Origin of the sequence: Priestia endophytica DSM 13796, from assembly GCF_900115845.1 — a bacterium.
GTDB lineage: Bacteria > Bacillota > Bacilli > Bacillales > Bacillaceae_H > Bacillus_I > Bacillus_I endophytica.
On the sequence record NZ_FOXX01000010.1, the window covers coordinates 45,582 to 66,422 of the forward strand.

At 33.2% G+C, this 20,841-nt stretch carries 17 protein-coding genes and 1 pseudogene; 7 read left to right on the forward strand and 11 right to left on the reverse strand.

Annotated elements, in window-relative coordinates; translation table 11 throughout:
- Positions 1–227: 227 nt before the first annotated feature.
- From BM012_RS17570 to fbp, 11 genes are all read right to left on the reverse strand, one after another.
- Positions 228–1,262: an acyltransferase gene (locus BM012_RS17570; protein WP_061806062.1), complete on the reverse strand. Its 1,035-nt coding sequence runs from the start codon at positions 1,260–1,262 to the stop codon at positions 228–230.
- Between the two features lie 211 nt (positions 1,263–1,473).
- Positions 1,474–2,916 carry a sensor histidine kinase gene (locus BM012_RS17575; RefSeq protein ID WP_235606211.1) on the reverse strand — a complete coding sequence of 481 codons (1,443 nt, stop codon included), beginning with the start codon at positions 2,914–2,916 and terminating at the stop codon, positions 1,474–1,476.
- The gene (locus tag BM012_RS17580) at positions 2,906–3,580 is read right to left on the reverse strand and encodes a response regulator transcription factor (RefSeq protein ID WP_061806061.1); all 675 of its coding nucleotides are present in this window, start codon (positions 3,578–3,580) and stop codon (positions 2,906–2,908) included. The genes BM012_RS17575 and BM012_RS17580 overlap by 11 nt, the downstream gene beginning before the upstream one ends.
- Before the next feature lie 73 nt (positions 3,581–3,653).
- Positions 3,654–3,785 carry a hypothetical protein gene (locus BM012_RS27260; protein WP_375755123.1) on the reverse strand — a complete coding sequence of 44 codons (132 nt, stop codon included), beginning with the start codon at positions 3,783–3,785 and terminating at the stop codon, positions 3,654–3,656.
- Between the two features lie 32 nt (positions 3,786–3,817).
- Entirely contained in the window at positions 3,818–4,747 is a 930-nt protein-coding gene (locus BM012_RS17590) for a histidine kinase dimerization/phospho-acceptor domain-containing protein (protein ID WP_074842862.1), read from the reverse strand.
- Between the two features lie 471 nt (positions 4,748–5,218).
- Positions 5,219–5,425 (reverse strand): ribbon-helix-helix domain-containing protein, encoded by a 207-nt coding sequence (locus BM012_RS17595; RefSeq protein ID WP_061806059.1) that lies wholly within the window; start codon positions 5,423–5,425, stop codon positions 5,219–5,221.
- 57 nt (positions 5,426–5,482) lie between these two features.
- Entirely contained in the window at positions 5,483–6,004 is a 522-nt protein-coding gene (locus BM012_RS17600) for a hypothetical protein (protein ID WP_061806058.1), read from the reverse strand.
- A 518-nt stretch (positions 6,005–6,522) separates the two neighbouring features.
- Entirely contained in the window at positions 6,523–7,062 is a 540-nt protein-coding gene (locus BM012_RS17605; RefSeq protein ID WP_061806057.1) for a L,D-transpeptidase, read from the reverse strand.
- Positions 7,063–7,402: 340 nt separating this feature from the next.
- The gene (gene blaOXA, locus BM012_RS17610) at positions 7,403–8,218 is read right to left on the reverse strand and encodes a class D beta-lactamase (RefSeq protein WP_061806056.1); all 816 of its coding nucleotides are present in this window, start codon (positions 8,216–8,218) and stop codon (positions 7,403–7,405) included.
- 370 nt (positions 8,219–8,588) lie between these two features.
- Positions 8,589–9,188, reverse strand: coding sequence for a nitroreductase family protein (locus BM012_RS17615; protein ID WP_061806055.1), 600 nt, complete (start codon positions 9,186–9,188; stop codon positions 8,589–8,591).
- A 459-nt stretch (positions 9,189–9,647) separates the two neighbouring features.
- The gene (fbp, locus tag BM012_RS17620) at positions 9,648–11,576 is read right to left on the reverse strand and encodes a fructose-1,6-bisphosphatase (RefSeq protein WP_061806054.1); all 1,929 of its coding nucleotides are present in this window, start codon (positions 11,574–11,576) and stop codon (positions 9,648–9,650) included.
- A 971-nt stretch (positions 11,577–12,547) separates the two neighbouring features.
- On the opposite strand from fbp, the gene BM012_RS17630 reads away from it, so the two are divergent.
- The 7 genes and pseudogenes from BM012_RS17630 (at position 12,548) to BM012_RS17660 (ending at position 20,752) form a co-directional block, all read left to right on the forward strand.
- Entirely contained in the window at positions 12,548–14,194 is a 1,647-nt protein-coding gene (locus BM012_RS17630; RefSeq protein WP_061806052.1) for a gamma-glutamyltransferase family protein, read from the forward strand.
- 237 nt (positions 14,195–14,431) lie between these two features.
- Positions 14,432–14,674, forward strand: a pseudogene (locus tag BM012_RS17635) (SDR family oxidoreductase); the annotation flags it as partial.
- 322 nt (positions 14,675–14,996) lie between these two features.
- Positions 14,997–15,587, forward strand: a complete 591-nt coding sequence (locus BM012_RS17640) for a lipoprotein BA_5634 family protein (protein WP_061806051.1) — start codon at positions 14,997–14,999, stop codon at positions 15,585–15,587.
- 122 nt (positions 15,588–15,709) lie between these two features.
- A complete protein-coding gene (locus BM012_RS17645) occupies positions 15,710–16,390 on the forward strand; it encodes an ABC transporter ATP-binding protein (RefSeq protein WP_061806050.1) in 681 nt (226 codons plus the stop codon).
- Between the two features lie 14 nt (positions 16,391–16,404).
- Complete coding sequence (locus tag BM012_RS17650; RefSeq protein WP_061806049.1) at positions 16,405–18,816, forward strand: FtsX-like permease family protein; 2,412 nt, start codon at positions 16,405–16,407, stop codon at positions 18,814–18,816.
- Complete coding sequence (locus BM012_RS17655) at positions 18,813–19,508, forward strand: response regulator transcription factor (RefSeq protein ID WP_061806048.1); 696 nt, start codon at positions 18,813–18,815, stop codon at positions 19,506–19,508. The genes BM012_RS17650 and BM012_RS17655 overlap by 4 nt, the downstream gene beginning before the upstream one ends.
- Positions 19,481–20,752, forward strand: coding sequence for a sensor histidine kinase (locus BM012_RS17660; RefSeq protein WP_061806047.1), 1,272 nt, complete (start codon positions 19,481–19,483; stop codon positions 20,750–20,752). The genes BM012_RS17655 and BM012_RS17660 overlap by 28 nt, the downstream gene beginning before the upstream one ends.
- Positions 20,753–20,841 lie beyond the last annotated feature (89 nt).

Here is a 20,841-nt window from a genome sequence, read left to right on the forward strand (position 1 = left end):
ACATGTAACTTTACTTCTTAAAAGTGAAAAAACGATGAAAACAAAATAGTTTTTAACAAAATAAAAAAGCTCAGATTTTACCAATCCGAGCTTTCTATACTTTCTAAAAGTAAAGACATATGTTCATTTTTTATAGAATCAACCTTCGGGTAATATCCCGACCAGCGCTCTATATTCTAAATATTTTCCCAAATTCGTTCATTTCCTTTCTTATATTAATACTTGATTTACGGAACAAGTTTCTTTAATACGGGGATTTTTTTCATAACGAAAACAGTGATGGAACTAATACATACTACAATTAATATACTGATAGGTATTGCAATGAATGCATGTAAATTCAAGAATAACTTCATAATGACAGAATCATAGAGAACTCTTATTACTAGAATGTGAATTAAGTAGATTCCAAAACTTGATGTATTTATAAGTTGAGCAAGATAAGGAATCTTCCTCTCTCTCTTTGTAAGTTGATATCTAAAGAAGATAAATAAACCAATGGATACTAAAAGCACATTAGGAGATTGATCTTCATACCAAAATTCATTCAAAACTCCTTTGGTTTTCATCGTAGCAAGATAAGTCCCAACAAATGTAGAAAATAACCCAATCACTATCCCTATATAACTAATTCTTCTCCACTTTATTGGAATCTCATAATGTGATAAATAATAGCCTAGAATAAAGTATCCTACATAATTTGCGGTATAGTTAAGCACAATGTAGAAACTAAGTTCAAGGTATTGATTTAAAATTCTAAGCAGTACGGCTACAAGGAACCATAATGATAAACAATATAGTATATCTTTCTTAGAAGCATGCTTTACAAAAATCTTTAATAGTGGGGTAACGATGTACATACCCAATATCATATACATAAACCAAAGATGAACACTAATGCTATTCGATGAGATTAATTGGATAAACTCAGATATCGAAAGTTGAAAATTCCCCTCATAAACTTCGTATACATAATAAATAGCACTCCAACCTATAAAAGGAATGAGTACTTTATTAAAACGCCTCTGAAAAAAGAATTTATACGTTAGCTCCCTCTTATCGTTTAACAATAAAGCACCACTAATCATTACAAAAATAGGAACGGCAAAACGAGACATTGAATCAAATAAATTTCCAGTTAACCAATTGGATAAAGGCTGATTATGCAAATTAACAGCTAAAGTTTCATAAGCTAGATGAATAGTAACAACGGCTATCGTAGCAAGAATACGAAGCCAGTCTATGTATAATGATCGGTTCATTGTATCTCTCCTAATTATTTCTATTATTAAATATAATATTTTTAATGTTCTCTTTCTTTTCTTTCCACCTCATTTTAAAAGAGAATAGTGAAAGAATAGTGAAAATCAAAGCAGATGTGGAATTAAAATAAATTCTACGTAAAATATCAGTTTATCCGTTTTTTATCAAACTTTATTTTAAAATCACAATAACCCCACCAAAGGCTTAAGGTTAATGAATCTTACCTTCTGCTTTTTGGTGAGGTTTAACTGAAAAAGGAATTTGAACTTTAAAAGTACTCCCTTTATTTAGTTCACTCGAAACGGCAATGGTTCCTTGATGAACGTCTACAATCAATTTTGCAATCGAGAGACCTAAACCATGTCCGGCGATTTGTTTTGAACGTGCTTTATCCTCTCTGTAAAAGCGTTCAAATATCAGATTATAACTTTCAGGGGCAATACCGATGCCTGTATCTTTAACAATCATTTGAAATATTTGAGGATTAGAGGATTCAATGGATAAAGTCAGGTAAACCTCTCCTCCGTTCGGTGTATACTTCACTGCATTATCCAGTAAAATGTATAACAATTGAGTTAGTCTTTCTGAATCTCCTCGTATCAGCAACTGATTAGGAGCTTGTACATAAAGCTTGATTTGCTTTCTTTGTGCTAACGTTTCAATAGAATGAACTGTATTCTCAACAGCGGGACGAAAGTCAAATATCTCATCCGCCCGTTCTATTAGGTCTGAATCTGAACGAGCTAATGTCAGTAAAGCACTCACTAGTTTCGTCATCCTTTTGACTTCTTCCTTCATCGTTCCTAATAATTTTTGAGCATAGTCCTTTTCATTTAGGGTTCCGACCATTTCAATGGCATTAATTGAAGAAAGGAGGACACTTAAAGGGGTTCGCAACTCATGAGAAGCATCAGCCGCAAACTCTTTTTGTCGAGAAAAGGCTCGCGTAATTGGGATCATCGCTTTCTTTGACATTAAGTAGCTAATATATACCGCCACACCAGCGAACAAAATAATGATTCCGAGTAAAAGAATCGGCAGCCGTTTAAATGAATCATAAACAAAGGAAATATTCTTTCCCATATAAAGCATTCCAATCAATTGATCTTGATAATAAATCGGTTGACCGGTAATCATAAGACGGACTTCTTGAACATTCGTAGAATCAGACGGTGTATTCTTCAGGATTTCTTCATCTCTCATATCCTCTACCTGAACGACTGCTTGACGTATTTCATTATGTTTTGGAGTCCAATTCTTCACTAAATCTGTTAATTGGTTACGTAGTGGAGGAACCATTTCATCTCCTACAAGTAGATTCCCCTGAGGATCTGTTACATAATAAAAAAACCGATCATAATCCGCAACAATAAGATCTTGACTTTCCCTTTTTTGAAAAGCTTCTCTTCCATTTTCCCTTAAATAATCTTCTACAAGATTTGTTTCTCGTCTAACTAATATTCCTAGTTCATGTTTTTGACCATTTAAATTAACTGTGTAAAATACTAAATAAACAATTGTCACAATAGCAATAAGAAACAGTATAAGCAGTCCACTGTATAAAAGTGTTAAGCGTGCTTGAGTGCTTTTAAAAAGGTCCCTTTCCCGCCGCTTTTTCACATTGCGTATACGTGAAAGAAAGTTAATTTTCACACTTATACCCCACCCCTCTTATACTTTGGATCATATCATGCTTCCCAAATTGACCGAGTTTCTTTCTTAATAGCTTAACTGTTGCATCAATCGTTTTAATGGACACATCTGTATCATATCCCCAAATTCGATCAAGAATCAGTTCACGAGGTAATACTTGTCCCCTATTTTGCAGTAATAAGTCTAACAATTGAAATTCACGCGGACTTAACTGAATCTCTTGGTCATCTTGAAAAACTGTTTGACTTGTGCGATTTAACACCATATCAAGGAGATGAATTTCTTCTTCCTTGATAGGAGCATAATTTCGACGCGAAAGAGCACGCAAACGGGCAAGTAACTCCTCAATTTCAAACGGTTTAATAAGATAGTCATCTGCCCCTGAATCAAGACCTTCTATCCGATTTTGGACAGTATCCTTTGCTGTTAACATTAAAATCGCTCCAGAATACCCCTTTTTTCTTAAACGGCGGCATACTTCTACTCCATCTCCCTTTGGCATCATCCAGTCTAGTATTAAAATTTCATAGTGAGCAGCAAGAGCATACTCATAGGCATCTGCTCCTTCCATTACCCAATCTACTTTATATCCCTCTTTCTTTTTAAGCATAAAACTTATTAATTCACCAAGTTGCAAGTCATCTTCTGCTAAGAGGATATTCATTATTAACAAACTCCTTTTCATTATTTATCTAGTAGTAAATTATTAAAACTCTCGTATTTTATATATATAATTCCTATATATATTCAGCACTCTCAGGGTCACTTCCAATCCCTATATCTTGTACGCCTATTTGAAATATTTGAGGACTAGAGGATTCAATGGACAAAATTAAGTAAACCTCGCCTCTGTTTGGTATATACTTCACTGCATTACTTAATAAATTGTATAACAATCGGGTTAGTCTTGCTTGGTCTCCTCGTATGAGCAGCTGACTTGGTCTTGTAAATGAGGCTTAATTTGTTTTTTTGTTGCTAAATTTTCAATAGAATGAACGTTTTTCTTGACAGGAGGGCGGAAATTGAATGTTTTATCTGGTCGTTCTATTATGCCCGGATCTGAACGAGCTAATGTCAGTAAAGTGCTTACTGATTTCGTCATTTTCTTGACTTCTTTTTTCATCGTTTCTAATAATTTTGAAGCATATTCTTTTCTACTTAAATTTTCGTTCATCTCCATCGATTTAATTGAAGATAAAAGTATACTTAGAGGAGTTTGCAGTTCATGAGACACATCAGCAACAAACTCCTTTTGTCGAGAAAAAGCTTGAGTAATCGGTATCATCGCTTTTTTTGACATTAAGTGGCTAATATATACTGCCACACCACCAAATAAAATAAGAATTCCCATTAAGAGAAGCGGCAGCCGTTTAAATGAATCATAAACAAAAGAAATATTCTTTCCCATATAAAGTGTTCCAATCAATTGATCTCGATAATAAATTGATTGACCTGCAATCATAAGCCGGACTTCCTGAACATTCGTAAAATCAGGCGATGTATCATTTAGGATTTCTTTATCTCTCATATCCTTTACTTGAACGACTGCTTGACGTATTTCATTGTGTTTTGGAGTCCAATTCTTCACTAAATTTGTTAATTGGTTACGTAGTGGAGGAACCATTTCATCTCCTACAAGTAAATTACCTTGAGGATTGGTTATATAGTAGAAAAAGTGATCATGATTCGCGACAATGAGGTCTTGATTTTCCCCCTCTTGAAAAGTTTCTCTTTCATTCTCCATTAAATAATCTTCTACAAGATTTGCCTCCCGCTTAATCGTAGATTCTAATTCACGTTCTTGGTTATTAAAAATGTTGATGTAAAGCAATAAATAAATCCCTATGATAAAGAGAATAAGAAATAGCACAAGAATCGCACTAAATAAAAAAGTCAAGCTAGTTTGAGTGCTTCTGACTATATCTTTTCTCTTTCTATTTCGTGATTTACGGATATTCAACAAAAAATTAAGCCTCAAATTCATAGCTCCCCCATCTTATATTTCCATGAATGTATGATTTTCTAATAATAACTAAATTGTTTGAAATTGGAGATTATTTCTGATTAACTCTTCTATCTTATTTATTCCATATTATTATTCTTTTTTAAATGGTCTTAGTTTTATAAAGAGACTAACAAAGAGCTTTTAGAAGAAACCGGAAAAAGTTTAAAAAAAGCATTTGAGTATCAAGGTATTTATACAAAAGGTGATTTTCATAATATTCAAGGAAAAATTATAAATTTAATTAAAAGAGGTTAGGCACACGAAAGATGCCCAACCCCTTTTGTTACCTGACTCGTTCTAATCAATCGTTTTCTGATTCAGATTTTTCTTTTCCACCCATCCTCCTTTGTAGAAAAATTGAATACATTCTTCTATTGCAGCTGTTCGGCTACACTTCATGTTTCTTGCTAATTCATTTAGTTGTCTCATGGACTCCTGCTTAATTTTTAATGTCATTCTCTGGCGATTATATGGTACACGGCATGAATTCATAGATTGATTCATCCTTCTCCTTCTTTCCTATGATTCCACATTCAAAGGAAGAATTTCCTCTTTCTATATTTAAAGTTTAAGATGTTGTTGGATTTCTATCTTGAGAGTGCTAAGTGTTTTTCCATCTACTTTAAGACCTAACTTCTTCGCTTGTTTATGAAGGTTTTGATATTCTTCAATTTCTTTCTTTAAAGTATCCGGTGTTTTTCCATCTGGTTCAAGACCTAACTTTTTCGCTTGTTTATGGAGGTTTTGACATTCTTCAATTTCTTTCTTTAGAGTATCCGGTGTTTTTCCATCTGGTTCAAGACCTAATTTCTTTGCTTGTTTATGGAGATTTTGACCCTCTTCAATTTCTTTCTTTAAAACATCTGCTTTTTTTCCATCCACTTTAATATTCAGTTTCTTTGCCTCAGTTTGTAGTTTTTTCAACTCTATGCTTACTGTAGTCTTATCGTGCGATACAGAAGCTTCCACTCCAGTTGATGAATGGGTTTCCTTTTCGGCTGCAAACGTAGAAGACGCTCCTAACATGTTCAAACCTAAAGCTCCAGCCATCACATATCCCAATACCTTTTTCTTATTTATCATTGTATTTTTCCTCCTCAATATTTTAACTTAGGGGGCTTCTCTTCCTTAAAAGATGAATCTTTTCTAATCCAGTACCACTCAATTCGCAAAAGGTTCAAAAACTAAGAAGAAGATAGGTTGAAAATTGTACCTCCCCTTTCACAATTTAAACTCTATCAAGGAAAAGTGAAAATTAAATGAAAACGAACAAGGTTATACTTAGATACCTTGATAAAGAATCAATTTCGTATACTTCATTCCAATACAGAAGGATAGAAGCCAGATATCTTCGCGAACTTACCTTTTATTAACTAGATTAGTGACAGATATTTGAAACTAGAAGGATTTAGAATTTCTTAGACGAAGTAAACAATTTGATTTATGAGGATATCGACGAACTTCTTTCTCCTCTCAATTGAAGCTCATTAAAGATTACATTATGAGGGATGTTATAAATGATGATGTTGATTAAAGTAGAATGTCTTTAGCTCTCCAGTATTCTGAATAAATAAAGTTACCCATAGAAAAAACAAATAAGGTTATGAGCGTATGTCATACCCATATAAATCAGTTAATTCTCCAAAACTTTTGTAAGAATACGTAATAACCACTGGCGTTCCTACTTGAACTTGATTAAAGAGCTTCTCAATGGCCGTATTATCCATTCTAATGCAACCTTGGCTTACGTATTTCCCAATAGAATTCGGATTGTTGTTTCCATGGATAGCATACGTATCACCGGATGTGCCATTCGCATTTATTCCTAACCAACGCTTACCCAATGGATTTCTTGAATCTCCTCCAGGGATATTACCTATATAATAGGGGCGGTTTTTGATTTTGTTTACAATTTTAAAAAAACCTACTGGTGTTTTATCCCAACTCATTCCTGTAGCTACAGGTTCTAGCATCTCCAAGGAACCGTTGCGAAAATAAGCAATTTTATTGTAATACTTATTAACAATAATGAGATCTTGATCATCTGTTGTACTAGCTTCTGTTTGTTCACCTGCAATTCCACATAACGAGACCATAAGTAAAATAAAAATAGTCATTGATTTTAGTAACATGTGTTTCATAATGCATACTCCCCTTTTATTCTTCTATATCAAACCGAAAAAGCACCTAACAAAGTAGGTGCTTCTTCAGTAATCTATACTTTATCGAGAAAAAGTGAAAATTAAGTGAAAATCAGTATAGATTATTAATAATTTATACTGATAACATAAAACACTATACAAAACGTCCATCACTATAAAAGACATTATTTTCACATCTACTATATTTTACAATCCTAATTTTTCACATAACACTCTTATCTATAATAAAAACGCTTAGATAATTAATTATCTAAGCGTTTTTAACTAGCAGTATTCTTCTATAGATGATTTTAATTATTTTCTGTTTATCCTCTATTTTTCATTCTGTCATTAAGTTGTACTTTTTTAAGATATTTAATGTGATATTTTTAGCTTTTGTCCCCGAATCATCAACATTTGTTATGAAGACATAAGAATGATTGTCTACGTTTATAAAACCAACATACCATCCTAGTCCCATATCAGACAGCCTTGTTCCCGTTTTCCCATAAAGTGTATAGTGATCTCCTTCCTCTTGAATCATCATTCGTTTGACCGCTTTCATAACTGGTTTATCAAAAGGAAGCTCTTCTTTATACAATTTTTCTATAAAGTTAGCTTGTTCAAGGGCACTAATTTTTAGAGAGCTATTTAACCAAAACTGATCAATTCCTCCACTAATATCTTCGTTTCCGTATGAGATGTTCCGTACCCACTCTTTCATACGCGGCTCTCCAATATCTCTAGCCATCTCTTGATAATACCAAATGGCTGATTCACGCATAGCTGATCCAAGAGTATGATCGCGGTTCCAGGTATCAAATTCCCTCTTTACCCCATCCCAACGTTTTACATCATATTCATCTCGAACAGCTTTAACTTGTAATCCAATTAACGCATTAGGCACCTTAAATGTAGATTCTGGTGTAAGCCTTGTAGTTGCTCTCTCCTTATTATAAATAAAGGTTTTTCCTGTTTTAACATCACGTAATAAAAAAGTTCCATTCTCATTAGCGAAAAATTCATCAACATCTAGTTTGTTAATATGGAGTCTTTCTTTAGAAGCACGTTCTTTAGTTGGTGTTTGAGCTTGAGCTGTATAACCTAATATTCCTGTAAACAACAAAAAAATAAAAAGGTACATTAACTTTTTCAATTTCAACACCTCATTTAATTATTTAACAGATATATTCTATTGATATTTTTCAGAAAATTCAATAAAAACAAACTTTAAATTTGCCTTGTATACGATATACAAAACTAGTTAATATAATGTTGGTTATCAGACATAAATCACTCAGGAAAACTTTTTTAAAAATATATGTATATGAATCTATAAAATTAGACAGACTACTTATGTATCCCTCTATTTATATAAAGTATTCTTTTTTACTAAAGGGTGTTCAAACATAAATGAACCGTCCATTAATTGGACGGTTCATTTATTTCAGTCAATTTATAGCTAAACCAAATGAGTGACAATCCATATTTTTGAACAAGAGAGTTAAATATTTAGCTATCCTTTATTATTTATAAATCTTTACACGATCTTCGAGAGAATTAAATTCTTTCTCACCTGGTTCCGTAGTTGGATTTCCAAAAGGCATTTGAGCAATTAATCTCCAATTAGAAGGGATATTCCATTCTTTTTTTACTTCATCATCAATAAGGGGGTTATAGTGTTGCAAAGACGCTCCTAGTCCTTCTGCTTCTAATGCAGACCATACTACTAATTGGTGCATACCTGATGCTTGATGTGACCAAAGAGGGAAGTTGTCAGCATACGAAGCGAACTGTTCCTGAAGACCTTCGATTACCTTTTCATCTTCAAAGAATAATACCGTTCCATATCCTGCTTTAAATGAGTCCATTTTCTGTTGGGTTCTAGTAAAATCTCTATCTCCCATAACTTTTCTTAAAGTCTCAGTTGTAATATTCCATAGTTTATCATGAGCTTCTCCTGTTAATACAACAAGACGTGCTGTTTGAGAGTTAAAAGCAGACGGGGTATATTTTACAGCAAATTCTACTATTTCTTTAATTCTCTCATCGGATACTTGAACATCTTTATTAATTCCATAATACGAGCGTCTTTCTTTTAAGACTGAATAAAAATCTTTTGTCATCAGATTTTTCCCCCTAGTATCATTTATTCTAAAATAAAATATCTTTAATTCAGTATAATTCTATATATTGAGAGTTTTAATGTCAAACATTTTTTGTAATTATTTGGTTTTAAATGTAAAAAATGAAAATTTAGCGCGATTAAATCCTAAAGACTACTTTCTTCTGCTAAAAAATATTGTGTGTAGGGCGGATTAATGAACAAATGGCTATTTTCCAGATTTTTCAGAGGCAGTCCGTAAACTGTTAGTTGTAGGTAGAAAATATACTTTATTTACATACCATACCTTTGAAAAAGTAAAAAAGCACAAACCCATTGAGTAGCAATGAGTTTGTGCTCTTTCTATTTCCTTAAATTTACTTTTACGGACAATTAAGCTATCATCAAAACTTAAATGAACGTCCTAACTGCCGGCAAAGCTTCTATAATTTAATATGTTGTTATAATATTTTTTCAACTTTTAACTATATCGATATTCCCTGAGATCTTTCAAAATAGAAATTTCCTGTAGTAATTCTCTTCCGACGTTAGTTTCTATAACTTTTTTCCGCTCTAGTTCTTTGTCCACCAATCTTTTTACTGACAAAACATCCATTCCGTTTAAGAGGATATCTTTTTTTGAATTAAAATGTTTATGAGCAACCAGCTGCATCCCGTAGGAGTTATATAATAAAGTGTATCCAGCTATACCTGTTGTAGATTGATATGCTTTTGAAAAACCACCATCTATAACAATCATCCTTCCGTTTGCTTTAACTGGATTTTCTCCTTCAATTTCTTTAACAGGTGTATGACCATTTATAATATGACCATGATCAGGATTAAGGTTAAATTCAGCTAGGATTTTCTGGCAGACTTCCTCATTTTCACGCAAATAGTAATATGGATTTTTCTTCTCTTTGTGTGTTTTCTTATCTTTAATAAAGTATCTCTCGAAGGTTGTCATCGCTCTTTTTCCAAAGAGTGATGAATATTCTCCTGTCCATAAATACCAGATCATATCTGTTGCAAGGTCATCCGTCTCTTGAGGATGTGCAAAAGCATGTCGTAAATAGCGTTCAAACACATCAAGTAAATTACGTCCTGAATAAGTTTTATCCTCAATTGCCATTTTCTCCATATTTCCTTCTTCATCTAAAGGAATGCAGCCGTGTATTAGTAAATTTCCGTTATATTTCAAATAAAGACTGCCCTTCTTCATCAGAAAATTCATATGTCTAGCCAACTTTTCCGAATGCTGAACTGAAAATAATAACCCTTCTATCACTTGCTCTTCTTCCTCTAATAATTGATCCGGTTGTAGCGGATTAACCGTTGCAAAACAGCTATTTTCTAGTGCATACGTTTCCCCATCTATCGTTATTTCATTTTTATCATAATCAATTTTCTCAAGCAGAAGCCTTTCTGACATATTAAAGTAAGGGCGTCTTTTAATAATAGGAGCTTCAAGTTTAAACTGAATCATCGCAATAGCTTGATGAATTTTCGTAATTTGTGATAGCTCCTGATGGGACAGTTTTTTCTCTGACTGCACTTTTGGTCTAAAGGCTGGATTGTCATCATAGTATTTATCCGCAAGATTTAATAGAGGTCTAAGATTAATTCCGTATACATTTTCAATAATATCTAAATTATCGTATCTAGCACAAATACGAATAATATTAGCAAGACAAACTTTTGAGCCAGCAAAAGCCCCTAGCCATAGTACATCATGATTCCCCCACTGAATATCAACGGAATGGTAATTGATTAACGTTTCCATAATTTTATCTGGTTCAGGTCCACGATCATAAATATCCCCCACTACATGCAGATGGTCCACAACCAATCTCTGCGTTGTATAAGCAAGACCTATAATAAGCTTATCAGCTTGTTTTAAAGAAATAATTTGCTGGATAATTTTTGTATAATAATGTTCTTTATTTGCCAACTCATTTTTCTTGTATAACAGCTCTTCTATAATGTAAACAAACTGGTCTGGCAATGCTTTACGTAGTTTAGAGCGCGTATATTTAGAAGAAGCATACGAAACCAGGTTAATCATACGGTCAATGATTTCCGTATACCATTGGTATAGTTCTTCTTTATTTCTAAAGTTAGCCTTCATTAACGGTAACTTTTCTTCAGGATAATAAACTAATGTAGCAAATTCATCGATTTCTTTTTCAGATAAAACATTTTTAAAAAGGTCTTTGATTTTTTCCTTTACATTTCCCGAACCATTTCTTAACACATGCTGAAAAGCTTGATACTCCCCATGTAAATCACTTACAAAATGTTCTGTCCCCTTTGGAAGATTAAGAATAGCTTCAAGGTTAATAATTTCAGTTACTACTTTTTCTTCACAATCATATTTTTGTGCAAGTAAATCTAGATATTTTGTGTTCAAAACTATGTATCCCCTTTCAAAACTCACCATTTATTTTCTTCCCAATAGATTGAGGTTAAATACTTATATTATAAGATAAGCTTAAGTGAAAATTATACAGTATTACTATTCTTATTGTCGTTACTTACGATACAACCAAGAAAAAAGTGTAGGATTTATTACCTCATACCTTCGAGAAAAGAGATCTATTATCACTTTTACTTACAGCGTATAATGAACACCGCTAAACAAAAAATATCATGCTACTATGATGATTGGATACTTTACTCTTCCCTTGAAACTTGCTCGGGAAATAAGCAAAGATTGTTTAATAATTTTAGCATGAAAGGTTTAAAAAGTGCCTCTTTAGGAAATTTCCTCAACTCCTTTGATTTTAGCGTTCATCAGATAAAAATCCTACTGCTTTAAAAACCTATAAAAGAAAACCCTTATATTAGTTGAGTTCTTTTTTATTATTTATAAGTCTTTCCAATATATAAACCTGATAAATATAGTTCATATCTAATATATTTCAGTAAAATATATTTTCCCCATCAAGCACCGTCTAGAAAAAGAGCCCCTTTGACTTTATAAAGGATTATTAATAATAATAAAAAACAGATCACTAAAAAGAAAGGTTTTTATTTTGTTTTTATACTTTTTTCAACATAGAAAACGCCCTACCCCTACTATAAACAATTTTGTCGTACTTTTATCTGTATTCAATTTATGAAATAAATATATTTTCCAACCTTCTTTTCTGGTCTTCCCCTTTTTCCTCTCTATCAAAAGCCAGGTACGAGTTGAGCTTGTCAGATGGCCTATTAAACTAATATTATGTGTCATCGTTCTCTCTCCTTATCTACTCTTCTAGTATTCATACTCTAAGGATACGTGGTAGGGTAATAAAAATAAGAGAATACAAAATAATTATAAAGCTATAAAATGAAATGTATAATAGAAAGCAAATACATAACTCAGGAGAAAAAACCATGAGAAAATATTGGATATGGATTGTACTTATTTTATTTACCTGTATCCTCATCGTATTTGGGTATGAGCGCGCAGGCCTCATTCAGTTTGGTACGCCTTCATATGAACCACTGATGAATAACCCAAAGCCAGTTGAGAACAAAGATAATCAAGCTTTTGCGGTAAGTGCTAACCACCCACTCGCTGTTGAAGCAGGAATGGATGTGTTAAATAAAGGAGGAAACGCTGCAGATGCGGCTGTAGCCGTTTCCTATGTACTAGCTGTTGTCGAGCCTTTTGGTTCAGGGCTTGGAGGTGGAGGTACAGCTATTGTTTTGCAAGATGGAAAGGCAATGTCTTATGATTATAAAGAAATTGCTCCATATTCCGGAGAAACTCCAGAAATCCAAGCAGGTATTCCTGGTTTTGTGAAGGGTATTGAAAAGCTTCACGAAGATTATGGCTCACTTGAGATGGACGAGCTAATAGAACCAGCCATTAAGTTAGCAAAAGAAGGTTTTGAAGCCGATCAATACTTAGTTGACCGCCTCCAAGCTGCATCTTATCGCATTTCAAAATCATCAGCATCCCCATTTTTTAATGGAGATACGGTTATAGAAGTTGGTGAAACGATCAAGCAACCAGAACTTGCTGAGACGTTAGAAAGAGTAAAAGAAAACGGAGCAAAAGGTTTTTACGAAGGAGAGATGGCAACCGAGTTAGCTCAAGCACTAGGAGTGAAAAAAAGTGATTTTCGCAAATATGAAGTTGAAAAAGAACCTCCTGTAGAATCAACGGTGTTTGGCTACCGAGTTTTGAGCTCACCACCACCTTTAGGAGGAACAACTCTTGAGCAAATTTTAAAATTAGCTGAAACGTTTGATTTCAAAAATATCGAACCAGATCAGGCTGACTTCCCTCATGCTTTAGGAGAGTTTATCAAAGTAGCCTATGAGAAGCGATTAGATACGGTTGCAGATCCACGTTATTTCTCAAAAGATATGGACAAACTTGTGACGGATTCATACATTGAATCCTTAAAAGAAGATCTTGATCTCTCTGATTTGCCAAGTGATGTTTTATTGGAAGATTCAACAGCAGATAAAAAAGGCTATGATAATACAACTCACTTCGTCATTGCTGACCGAGAAGGAACAATGATTTCAGCCACACACTCCCTTGGAAACTTTTTTGGTTCAGGTACAATGATTAATGGAATGTTTATAAACAATTCGCTTAGTCACTTTTCAACAAATGAAAATTCCCTAAATAAAAAAGAACCAGGCAAACGTCCAAGAAGTCATTCTGCCCCAATGATTTTAGTCAATGATGAGAAGCTAATTGGCATTGGTTCACCAGGAGGAAAACGAATCCCGATGATTTTATCTCAAGTATTACTTCGTCACATTGTTTATGGCGAAGAGCTCCAGGAAGCAATTGATGCACCGAGGTTTATTATAGAAGGAAACAAGATATATGTTGAAGAAACAATGTCAGATGATAGCATCGGGGAACTTTCACAAAGAGGCTATGACGTATATCTAAAAGAAAATCCATTTTTTTATGGAGGCGTCCAAGCGCTTGTTATTGATGAAGAAAATAATCAAATTTACGGAGGCGCAGATAGGAGAAGAATTGGAACATGGGATGCTAAAAATGAACATTAATAAATGAATTATAAGTATTGTTTTTTATTATTAGTTGGTGTAGGATTAGTCTCTTATGTAGGCATACTCGGTTTAAAAAGCACTTATTATGCACAACCGAAAGGACCAACAGATATAATAAATACAGACAACCAACAAATTGAATGTTCTTCTACATAATCCCTGTTACAAACATAAATAACATGATTAGATAATAAAGAGCCTTCTTCGATATAAGGCTCCTTCTCTTTATCCTATATACCCGGATATACAAAGACAGATATTAATGCTAAGTTACTCGATAATCCAGAAATAAGACACTTTACTACTGAATCTTCTGTTTTCAAACGATTAGGACAAATTGAAGACTTTACAGATGCAGGCGCGTTCCTTGCTTCTTCAGATAGCCGCTGGCTAACAGGACAGGTGTTAGATATTTATGAGAGTTGTAGAGGTAGGAATCTAATTTATATAATTTTAATTATCGAATTTAAGGGTTAACTCCCCTTCTTATATTTAATAACTTGTTATCGTATAAATAATTACTTTTAAAGAATAAAAAGTGAACTTTCCTAAATGGAGAAGTTCACTTTTTTAATTCTGTCTTACAGAATTGTAAGACAGCTGTCATCTAGATAGATAGGTAGGAATTAGTTTATCTTCTACAATTGAATTAACCGCAAGATAATAAATGATTTAGTCGTTATAGAAGTTTTGATTGATGAAACAAAAGCGGTATATGGATTGAGTCATTTAAATGAAAAGAAACATTTCATTTAAATTGAATGCTTTCAATATAAAAACCAAAAAGGAGATTTAAGAAATGAAAAGATTATTAAGTGTTTGTGCTACAGCCATTGTGGTAGGATCATTAATGACTGGGTGTAGCGCTGCCAAAGATGCGTTTCAAAAGGCTAACGGAGTAATTGTATATGGAAATCAACAGCAAATTAGCGATGCTTTGAATCAAGATAAGAAAGATATTAAGGAAAAAGATGAATATACAATTAAGGTTGCTGAAGATGGAAAGCAAGATATGATGATTTTAGATAAAACAACTGCAAAAGCTCTCGTCGAAAAAAACCTACTTAAAGAAGTAACAAAGGATAATGATACTGAAGCTATTACATCATTACCGAAAGTGACAAAGGATACGAGTGCACTTTTTGCAAAACAAGAAGTTAAAGAAATGAATCTTGCTGGCCAAAACTCAAAGATAATATATGAAGGAAATAAAATTATAGGAGACGGTAGAAGCTACGTTGATGAGTTTTTAATTGTAGATGACTCTCAGTTTGCTGCAATTAAGGGAACGAAAAAGAAAATGGCTGTTATAAAATATGATAAAAATCCTGATAAAAAACTAATCGAATTCGATGTGGATGAAGTTCAACTAGTTCAAGTAGGAGAATAAAAATATTCAGGTCTGCCCTATAAAACGAGCAGGCCTGTTTTCTCTTTCAGCAGGTAGAATAGAAAAACATTTAAGTATAGTATACTAAACCTAAATTAATACGTAGGAAGGCGGAGAACAAGTTGGAGGTTATTCGATTAGAGAATGTTAGCAAAGTATATGGAAAAGGAAAAAATGCGGTTACGGCTTTAAATACAATCAATTTAAACGTTCAGTCAGGAGAGTTTGTTGCAATCGTTGGTTCATCAGGTTCTGGGAAAAGTACCCTACTTCATACGATTGGTGGTCTTAATGCCCCTACAGAAGGCAAAGTTAAAATAGAAGGTGAATTCATGTACTTTTTATCAGATGAAGCCCTTTCTATTTTACGCCGTCGAAAAATTGGTTTTATCTTTCAATCCTTTAACCTCGTACCTATTCTGAATGTTGAAGAAAATATACAGTTACCTGTGTTACTTGATCATCAGAAAGTTGATCATGCTTATTATGATGAGATTATCGGTTGTTTAGGTATAAAAGATAAGATTTATGCATCACCTTCAAATCTTTCCGGAGGACAGCAACAAAGAGTGGCAATTGCTAGGGCTTTAATACATAGACCTTCTTATATATTGGCTGATGAACCTACTGGAAATTTAGATAGTCAGACAAGCAATGATGTGATAGATCTTCTCCAATTAACTGCAAAGAAATATAAACAAACTTTGCTTATCATTACGCACGATATGAAGATAGCAGAAAGAGCTAATCGAATTATACAAATAGAAGATGGTTCTATACAAAAAGATATGTCTTATCATTAAGGGGCTTAATAGAAATGCTAATTCATCAAATGTTAACAAAAAAGTATTTATTGCATCATAAAAAAAGAACCTTACTTACGTTATTCGGAATTATTTTATCTATTGCACTTATTACTTCAATCGGAACATTCTTAATTAGCTATCAGCAATATTCTCTTGAAAAAACGAGAACTGAGTATGGTTCTTACCATCTAAAAATAGAGCATGTTAATATTCAATATGCTAAACGTTTACAGGCAAACCCACAAGTTAAAAAAGTCGGTTTATCATCTCAACAAACTCTATTTTTTAACGATAAAAGTAAATTTCAACTTAAATCAATTGACATGCAAGCCTATTCTATGTTGCCTTTCCATACTATCCATAAACAAAAGAATAATGGCCTAATTATGGAAGAATGGGCAGCAGCCAAATATAAAAAAGAAAGAAATATAAAAAAACCTGTAAACCTTATGGATGCCTCCGGATCAGAACATTCTTTTTATATACAAGAGATCGTAGAGAATAATCAAAGTCTTCGAGAAGACCAAGATTTGCAAGCATTTAACGTTCATAAAACAATCCAAAAGACCAATGATATGGAAGTTTACGTTAAATTAGACGAACAGGCAAACTTTCAAGAAGTATACAACCAGGTTTTAACTTATATTCCCCAAAAAAATATTGAACTAAATTATCAATTAATTGATCTTGAATATTGGAGTAACACTGGAGATGGAAATGGCAATGCGTTTAAATCTGTAATTTATATTTTGCCAACTATCATTGTTGTTATTGCAACGATAGCTTTTATTTTCAATACTTTTCAAATTAGTGTTGTAGAACGCATTCGTCATATAGGTTTATTAAAAACAGTAGGTGCTACAAAACGACAAATTCAAAAAATGATTGTATACGAAATGGCTCTTTTTGGGATAATCGGCATACCGATTGGTCTCCTATTAGGTGTTTTAGGGTTTTGGGCTATTTTAAGCGCTTATCAGTTCATGTTTGAAGAAAATGAACTTTCATTATTTTATTTCAAGATTATTTTGTCTCCTACTGTTTTTATTCTAAGTAGTTTAATCGGATTATTATCCCTTATTATTTCAGGATTAATCCCATTAAAAATGGCAAGCAGAATATCTCCATTAGGTACTATAAAAACCCCTATTAACCGTAATACTTTTAAAATTAAAAAGATAAATACGTTTATGCAAAATTGGATAAGTATTGAAACTGTTATGGCAATAAGGAATATTAGACGTAACAAGTTAAGATCTCTAACTATTATATTTTCTCTGTCCTTCAGCGTCTTCTTATTTATTACTTTTTCAATTTTTTCTACTGAATTACTCGATATGGAGTTAAAGGAAAAAACAGATGAAGAGTTTCAACTTAATTTTTATGAGCCAGAGCCATTACCTACTGCGCTGTGGAGAGATTTAGAAAATATTTCAGAGGTACAAGAAAAGTACATTCATTATGAAAATTCCCCTGCTCAAATGTTACTCCCATCGTTGGCTTCAGATAAAATGAAAGTAAAAGGAAATCAAGTTGTAAATTTAGATGGAAAGTCGTTCTCCTCTATAAATTTAACAATTACCCCTCTTACTGATGAAAATAAAACGTTTTTAATGAAGAAGCTTATAGATGGTTCATTAAATAAGAAAAAGGTAATTCAAGAGCAAGGAGTCATTTACATTCAAGCAAATAATAGCAAATCTTCGGTTCAAGTTGGGGATGAAGTTTACGTTCGGCTTCAAACTAATGACACAGATCGTTTAAGTGATGTGAAAAAGGTGAAAATATCAGGAATAGTTAAGCTCAATCAATTCGAGAATAAAATTATGGCTTATCCTGAAGTCCTTTCTTTTATAAATAATCAAAAGGTAAATCGCATTTCACTTTTCTTAAATAGTAATAACAATGAAAAAAAGGTGGAAAAAAGATTAAATAAATTAGCAGTTCAATATCCTAATATCGATATTATTAATGAATTGAAAATTCAGCGCAATTTATCATCTTTGTATTTACAGATACAAATATTGCTCTATGGATTCCTCATTGTAATTGGCTTTATAGCAGTATTAAATATCTTTAACACTACCTTTATGAACATTATTCTGCGTAAAAGTGAATATGCGACTTTACAAGCTATCGGAATGTCTATAAAAAGCATAAGAAGGATGATTACAACAGAAGGCGTACTCTATGGGATTATAAGCGTTATGATAGGGAGTACTGTAGCAAAAGTTGCGGAAATTTTACTGTTTTTAAGTAGTGGAAATCCACAAGGGACAGGACATTTAAAACTATATATTACTTCTTGGTTTGGGATTTTAATCATTTGTTATATCTCAGCGAGAGTTTCGTCACGAATACTCAAAAAGACCCAATGGAAGGGTACATTGCGAAATGAAGAAGAAACGGAGAGAGAAATATGACACGAATACTATTACTAGAAGATGATGCCTCACTCGCGTTGGGGCTGGATTTTTCATTAAAAGAAGAAGGATATGATGTTACGCATGTAGAGTTGGTTCAAGAGTGTAAGGAAGTCTTTGAGAAAGAGGAGTCATTCGATTTAGCTCTTCTTGATGTTACACTTCCAGATGGAAATGGTTATGAAATGTGTAAATATATTCGGGAGCAATCTGATATCCCTATCATCTTTCTTACCGCAATGGATGATGAAGTAAATGTTGTACTTGGTCTAGATATTGGAGGCGATGATTATATTACAAAGCCCTTTAGAGTGAGAGAACTACTTTCACGTATTCGAGCCGTACTAAGAAGAAAAGGAAAAACTGATTCTGTTCATCTTTTAAAAAGCGGTTCAATTACTCTTGATATAGAACGTGCGCTATTGAAAAAAGATCGTGAAGAAATTCCCCTTTCCGCTCAAGAGTACAAGTTATTGCTAATATTGATGAACAACCCAGAAAAAATATTAAGTAGGGAAAAAATCTTTGATTTACTTCTAGAAGGTGGAGGAGGATTTTTCGAAAATAATACATTATCGGTTTATATTAAAAGATTACGTGAGAAAATTGAGGACGAGATTGCTTATCCAGAGTATATTTTGACACATCGGGGGCTCGGGTATAAATGGAACAAACGAGTAATAAGAGAATAAGTTTCTTTGATTTATGGCAAAATCCTGAGATGAAAAGTATGCGGAGGTTTTTCCTTATTTTTTCACTTCTGTTTACTGTCATTATTGGGTATGGAACCTACTTTTTTGGCCAGCAGTTTAAAAATGAATATGTAGAGTCAAACGCTGCTATTACGGGTGCACTATTGAAACAACATCCAGAGCTTCAAGAAGATTTAATGGTCCTCCTTACGAAAGATGTGAGCGAGGATGACAAGAGGATAGGAATGAAAATTCTACACGAACACGGAATTTCATCCGACCTTTCCATAGTGTTCTTCCCAAAATTAAATGAGTTTTTTAACACGCTCATGATTTGTGCTATTTTTATTTTCCTATTATTTTTTGGTTGTTTAATAGGGGTACACTATTGGTTCTCAAAAAGAATATATACTAAAATTCGCGGGCTAACATCCTATGCTGATCAAGTATTAGAAGGAAAATCTATTTCCTCACTTCCTGAAATTCGAGAAGGCGACATTTCAAAACTTTTACATAGTTTTAATCGGATGCGTGTCGTAATTCAGGAAAACATCGCTGAGTTGAAGAAGGAAAAACGTTTTCTTGTACATTTAATGTCAGATATTTCTCATCAATTGAAGACCCCTTTAGCCGCTTTAACCATGTATAACGACATTATGACCGAAAAAGAGCTGTCAAAAGATCAGCAATCTATGTTTTTAGAACAAGGAAGGCAACAGCTAGAACGAATGAATTGGCTTATACAGAGCCTTTTAAAGCTCGCCAAGCTAGATGTCGGTGCTATTCAATTTCAGAAAAAGAACGACTCCCTTGTTCGCACAATTGAAGGAAGTGTAAACATTTTAAAAGAACTTGCAATACAAAAAGGAGTTCAAGTAACAGTTTTAGAAGCACAAGATTATAATCTGAAACACGACTCAGATTGGATGACAGAAGCATTAGTGAATGTCATTAAAAATGCTATCGAGCATACTCCAACAGGTAAAAATGTTTCAATTATGTTAGAAGAGAGTGATACTTTATGTAAGATACATATCCGTGATCAAGGAAACGGCATAGAACGTGATGAAATACGAAATATTTTCAAAAGGTTTTATCAAGGAAAGAAAAACAAAAAGTCTGGATCTGTGGGCATTGGTCTCTCGTTAAGCAAGGCAATCGTTGAAGGACATAACGGAATTATTCAAGTTAAAAGTCAAATAGGCATAGGAACAACCTTCACGTTTGTTTTTTCGAAAACCTAAAACTAGTCGTAAACAAAAACAAAAGGAAATGGAAAAAAGCAGGGATAACAAATAAGATTAAGTTATCCCTGCTTTTAATTTAATGAAGC